Raw genomic sequence first — 5584 nt, forward strand, 5'->3', positions numbered from 1 at the left:
AGCTCGGAGGATGGGATGGCTATCCCAAGTCCAAGCCGCCAGGCCCTATTACCTTCCGCCACGGCCTTCAGTACTTCCAATCCATCGCACGTGGCTGGAGCCTACGAGATGTGTGAATCTCCTAGCCGCTTTGCGGGGGCGAGGAATGCTTTCTTCCCACCTTGAATTAATTGAACGTTCGTTTTATTAATATCGCCGGAGGCAAATATGGCGCGTACAACCGGGTCCGACGGGGAAAAGACCGAAGCGGCCGTCCGCGAAGCGGCGGTCAGCCTGATCGCGCGGCTGGGCTACGAGGCGATGTCGATGCGGCAGTTGGCGGCGGAGGTCGGTGTGCAGGCGGCCGCGCTCTACCGCTATTTTCCAACCAAGGAGGACCTTCTGTTCACGCTGATGCGCGAGCATATGGAGGGTCTGCTCAAGGCTTGGGAAGCGGCGCGGCCGGCCACCGCCGATCCGGTGACCCGCCTTGCCGCCTATGTCGAGAACCACATCGCTTTCCACATCGAGCGGCGTCACGCCACCCATGTCTCCAACATGGAGTTGCGCAGCCTCTCGCATGAAAGGCTGACGCAGATCCTCAAGATGCGCACGACCTATGAGAAGGAATTGCGCACGATCCTGCGCGACGGCGCCGAAACCGGTCTCTTTCAGGTCGACGATACCGGGCTCACCGCCATGGCACTGATCCAGATGATGACGGGCGTCATCGTCTGGTTCCGGCCAGGCGAACGGCTGTCGGTCGCTGAAGTCACCACGACATATCTTTCCATGACAATGCGGCTCGTCGGCGCGAAGATCGACGGCAGGGAGGTTGCGCATGTACACGAATACGCTCAGCTTCGGACTTGATCCCGACATTGAGGCGCTACGCGATACCGTGCGGCGCTTCGCCCAGGACAGGATCGCGCCGATCGCGGCGGAGATCGACCGTTCCAACGAGTTCCCCGCGCATCTGTGGGGTGAACTCGGCGCGCTCGGCCTGCTCGGCATCACCGCCGACCCCGATTTCGGCGGAACCGGCATGAACTATCTGGCGCATGTCGTGGCGATGGAGGAGATTTCGCGCGCTTCGGCCTCGGTCGGCCTCTCCTACGGCGCGCATTCGAACCTATGCGTCAACCAGATCAACCGCTGGGCCACACCGGCCCAGAAGGAGAAGTACCTGCCTGCCCTTTGCTCGGGCGAAACGGTCGGCGCGCTGGCGATGTCGGAGCCCGGCGCCGGCTCGGACGTGGTGTCGCTCAGGCTGCGCGCCGAAAAGCGCAACGACCGCTATGTGCTCAACGGCTCGAAAATGTGGATCACCAACGGCCCCGACGCCGGAACGATGGTGGTCTATGCCAAGACCGATCCGGAACGCCATTCGCGCGGCATCACGGCCTTCATCGTTGAGAAAACGATGGCCGGCTTTTCAGTCGCGCAGAAGCTGGACAAGCTCGGCATGCGCGGCTCCAACACCGGCGAGCTGGTGTTCGAGAATGTCGAGGTGCCGTTCGAGAATGTGCTGCATGAGGAAGGGCGCGGCGTCGAGGTGCTGATGTCGGGGCTCGACTATGAACGTGCAGTGCTCTCCGGCGGCCCGCTCGGGCTGATGGCCGCCTGCCTGGACGTCGCCGTGCCTTACGTGCACGAGCGCAAGCAGTTCGGCCAGCCGATCGGCACGTTCCAGCTGGTGCAGGGCAAGCTCGCCGACATGTATACGACGATGAACGCCGCGCGGGCTTACGTCTATGCCGTGGCCGCCGCCTGCGACCGCGGCGAGACCACGCGCAAGGACGCCGCCGGCTGCGTGCTCTTCGCGGCCGAGAAGGCGACGCAGATGGCGCTCGACGCCATCCAACTGCTCGGCGGCAACGGCTATATCAACGACTACCCGACGGGACGGCTGCTGCGCGACGCCAAGCTCTACGAGATCGGCGCCGGCACCAGCGAGATCCGCCGCTGGCTGATCGGCCGCGAGATCATGGCGGAGGGGGTGTGATGTCCCTCTCCGCCATCTCAGCCGAACGCCTTGGGCAGGTCGTCGGTCGGCTTGGCGACGATCTGATGCGCATCGCGCCACAGGACCTCGCGCTGACGTGCCGACGTGATCGGGCGCACGGGCAAGCCGCCCTCTTCGATCAGCCAGGCGCAATAACGCGCACGGCTGATCGCTTCCCTGGCGTCCGGATGGAACCAGCAGATGCCCCAGATCGAATTCCGGCGCTTGAAATGCCGGCCAACCCGGCCTGGAATGGGCAGATGCCGGTTGAACCAGTCGAACTGATCGTCCAGCTCGTCATGGATCCAGTCCGGGCATCCGTTCCGATACAGATACCAGGATGCGTGAAAAAAGCCGGTCTCCACCCGGCTGTTCGGATGGATCAGCGGCGTTACAAACCGCAAATACATGATGACACCCACGGCGCCTGCAGGCGCTGTGTTCCTCTTGCTCAGATTCGGGACGCGGAAGGCCGCCCTTCGGCGGCGTCAGGCCATGGCCGAAGGGAGACATCTGGTGAAACGCATATTCATGCTTTCCATCGTCGCCTCCTGAGGGTGTCATACATACAAAAGATGCCACGCTTGGCACGCAGCATCCGGGGGCGGGCTGTTACACTGGTTCCGCAACGGCATCAAGAGGTGTGAGGACAAATTTGGCCACGCTGCAAACCCAGATCTCCCCCTCCTCCGACACCTTCCGCGCCAATGCCGAGTGCATGCGGGGGCTGGTCGCCGAAATTTCCGAGAAGGCGGCAAGCGTCGAGCGCGGCGGCTCCGATGAAGCCCGCGAACGCCATGTCTCACGCGGCAAGCTTCTGCCGCGCGAGCGGCTGGCGCAACTGCTCGATGCCGGCTCACCCTTCCTCGAGGTCGGCCAGTTCGCGGCATGGTCGATGTATGGCGAGGACATCGCGTCGGCCGGCATCATTACCGGCGTCGGCCGCGTCGAGGGCACGGAGGTGATGGTCGTCGTAAACGACGCCACGGTGAAGGGCGGCACCTACTATCCGCTGACGGTGAAGAAGCATCTGAGAGCGCAGGAGATCGCGCTGCAGAACAACCTGCCCTGCGTCTATCTGGTCGACTCAGGCGGCGCCAATCTGCCCAACCAGGACGAGGTCTTCCCCGACCGCGAGCATTTCGGCCGCATCTTCTACAACCAAGCCAACATGTCGGCGGCGGGCATCCCGCAGATCGCTTGCGTCATGGGTTCCTGCACGGCCGGCGGCGCCTATGTGCCGGCGATGTCGGACGAGACGATCATGGTGCGCAACCAGGCGACAATTTTTCTCGGCGGCCCGCCGCTGGTTAAGGCCGCGACTGGCGAGGATGTCAGCGCCGAGGAGCTCGGCGGCGCCGATGTGCACACCAGGCTGTCCGGCGTCGCCGACCACTACGCCATGGACGACGAGCATGCGTTGGCCATTTGCCGGCGCATCATCAAGAACCTGAATCGCAACAAGGCCGTAAGCCTGAATTTGCAGAAGCCGATTCAACCGCTTTACGATCCGAGCGAACTCTACGGCGTCGTGCCGACGGATCTGCGCCAGCCCTATGACGTGCGCGAGGTGATCGCCCGTCTCGTCGACGGTTCGGAGTTCGACGAGTTCAAGCAGAACTACGGCACTACGCTGATCACCGGCTTTGCGCATCTGCATGGCATGCCGGTCGGCATCATCGGCAACAATGGCGTGCTCTTCTCGGAAAGCGCGCTGAAGGGCGCGCATTTCATCGAGCTCTGCTGCCAGCGCGGCATTCCGCTGATCTTTTTGCAGAACATTACCGGCTTCATGGTCGGGCGCAAATACGAGGCCGGCGGCATCGCCAAGGACGGCGCCAAGCTGGTGATGGCGGTCGCCACGGCGAAGGTGCCGAAGCTCACGGTGATCATCGGCGGCTCCTTCGGCGCCGGCAATTACGGCATGTGCGGCCGCGCCTATTCGCCCCGCTTCCTGTGGATGTGGCCCAATGCGCGCATCTCGGTGATGGGCGGCGAGCAGGCGGCCACCGTGCTCGCCATGGTCAAGCGCGAAGGCATCGAGCGCAAGGGCGGCCAATGGAGCGCCGAGGAGGAAGCGAAGTTCAGGAAGCCTATCCTGATGAAATACGAGCATGAGGGCCACCCGCTCTATTCCTCGGCCAGGCTGTGGGACGACGGCATCATCGATCCTGCCAGGACGCGCGAGGTGCTGGCGCTGAGCCTTTCGGCGGCGCTCAATGCCGGGATCGAGGAGACGAAGTTCGGCGTGTTCAGGATGTAACGATGAGCGCTTTCGGCGACAGGATTCGCATCCACACCGGGGACATCACCAGGCTCGCGGTCGACGCCATCGTCAACGCAGCGAATTCCTCGTTGCTCGGTGGCGGTGGCGTCGACGGCGCCATACACCGCGCAGCAGGGCCTGAGCTGGTCGCCGAGTGCCGCACGCTGCATGGCTGCAAGACCGGCGATGCCAAGCTGACAAAGGGCTATCGGTTGCCGGCGCGCTATGTCATCCACACGGTCGGGCCGCTCTGGCAAGGCGGCGGCAAGGGCGAAGCCGAGTTGCTCGCCTCCTGCTACCGGCGCTCGCTCGAAATCGCGCTCGGCCATGAATGCCGGACGGTGGCGTTTCCGGCGATCTCGACCGGCATCTATCGCTTTCCGAAAGACCAGGCGACCGGGATCGCTGTTGGCACCGTGAGCGACTTCCTGCGGCGCAACATAGTGCCGGAGATGGTTACTTTCTGCTGCTTCGATGAGCCGATGGCGGAGCTATACCGACGGGCCGTTGCTGCCATTGGGGAAGGCTGAGCTGCATGAGCGATTCGAACAATTTGTCTGCTTGGACATGCTGGCAGGACAGAGGGGGGCGCGAAGGATCGCCAGCGCCGCCTGCAACACATCCTGGCTGCGGAGGCTCCATGTTCGGCAAGATCCTGATCGCCAATCGCGGCGAGATCGCCTGCCGCGTCATCCGTACCGCCCGCAAGCTCGGCGTGCGGACCGTGGCCGTCTATTCCGACGCCGACGCCAAGGCCCTGCATGTCGAGATGGCCGACGAGGCGGTGCATATCGGCCCCTCGCCCGTCGGTGAAAGCTATCTGCGCGGCGACAGGATCGTGGCGGCGGCACTCGCCACCGGTGCCGAGGCGATCCATCCGGGCTACGGCTTCCTGTCGGAGAACCCCGATTTCGTCGACCAGGTGACGGCTGCCGGCCTCGTCTTCATCGGGCCGTCCGCCGCCTCGATCCGGGCCATGGGATTGAAGGACGCCGCCAAGCGGCTGATGGAGGCGGCCGGCGTGCCGGTGGTGCCGGGCTATCACGGCGAGGCGCAGGAGATCGTGCTGCTTGCGTCCAAGGCGCGCGAGATCGGCTACCCCGTTCTGATCAAGGCGCGCGCCGGCGGCGGCGGCAAGGGCATGCGGCGCGTCGACCATCCCGACGATTTCTCTGAGGCGCTTTCCGGAGCGCGCCGCGAGGCGAAAGCCGCCTTTGGCGACGACCGCGTGCTGGTCGAAAAATATGTCGACAAGCCACGCCATATCGAGTGCCAAGTGTTCGGCGACAATTTCGGCAATGCCGTGCATCTTTTCGAACGCGACTGCTCGGCGC

General features: G+C 64.0%; 6 protein-coding genes. 5 read left to right on the plus strand and 1 reads right to left on the minus strand.

Annotated features, from left to right (window positions below; genetic code table 11):
• Positions 1 to 207 precede the first annotated feature (207 nt).
• Positions 208 to 852 (plus strand): TetR/AcrR family transcriptional regulator, encoded by a 645-nt coding sequence (locus EOD07_RS20240; protein ID WP_041012975.1) that lies wholly within the window; start codon positions 208 to 210, stop codon positions 850 to 852.
• A complete protein-coding gene (locus EOD07_RS20245) occupies positions 821 to 1984 on the plus strand; it encodes an isovaleryl-CoA dehydrogenase (RefSeq protein ID WP_127236726.1) in 1164 nt (387 codons plus the stop codon). Before EOD07_RS20240 ends, EOD07_RS20245 begins: the two co-directional genes overlap by 32 nt.
• Before the next feature lie 17 nt (positions 1985 to 2001).
• Here EOD07_RS20245 and EOD07_RS20250 read toward each other — a convergent pair whose 3' ends face one another.
• On the minus strand, positions 2002 to 2394 hold the full coding sequence (locus EOD07_RS20250; protein ID WP_040984283.1) for a hypothetical protein: 393 nt from the start codon (positions 2392 to 2394) through the stop codon (positions 2002 to 2004).
• Between the two features lie 245 nt (positions 2395 to 2639).
• Here EOD07_RS20250 and EOD07_RS20255 point away from each other — a divergent pair, with 245 nt between their 5' ends.
• The 3 genes from EOD07_RS20255 to EOD07_RS20265 all read left to right on the plus strand — a co-directional run.
• A complete protein-coding gene (locus tag EOD07_RS20255; RefSeq protein WP_127236727.1) occupies positions 2640 to 4247 on the plus strand; it encodes a carboxyl transferase domain-containing protein in 1608 nt (535 codons plus the stop codon).
• A 2-nt stretch (positions 4248 to 4249) separates the two neighbouring features.
• Positions 4250 to 4780 carry an O-acetyl-ADP-ribose deacetylase gene (locus EOD07_RS20260; protein WP_127236728.1) on the plus strand — a complete coding sequence of 177 codons (531 nt, stop codon included), beginning with the start codon at positions 4250 to 4252 and terminating at the stop codon, positions 4778 to 4780.
• Positions 4781 to 4890: 110 nt separating this feature from the next.
• A partial coding sequence (locus tag EOD07_RS20265) for a biotin carboxylase N-terminal domain-containing protein (RefSeq protein WP_127236729.1) occupies positions 4891 to 5584 on the plus strand: 694 nt, incomplete at its 3' end.

This window comes from Mesorhizobium sp. M2C.T.Ca.TU.002.02.1.1, assembly GCF_003997225.1.

Coding starts and splice junctions, on each gene's coding strand:
- EOD07_RS20250 (WP_040984283.1), bottom strand. CDS start 2,394: ATGTATTTGCGGTTTGTAACGCCGCTGATCCATCCGAACAGCCGGGTG.
- EOD07_RS20245 (WP_127236726.1), top strand. CDS start 821: ATGTACACGAATACGCTCAGCTTCGGACTTGATCCCGACATTGAGGCG.
- EOD07_RS20240 (WP_041012975.1), top strand. CDS start 208: ATGGCGCGTACAACCGGGTCCGACGGGGAAAAGACCGAAGCGGCCGTC.
- EOD07_RS20260 (WP_127236728.1), top strand. CDS start 4,250: ATGAGCGCTTTCGGCGACAGGATTCGCATCCACACCGGGGACATCACC.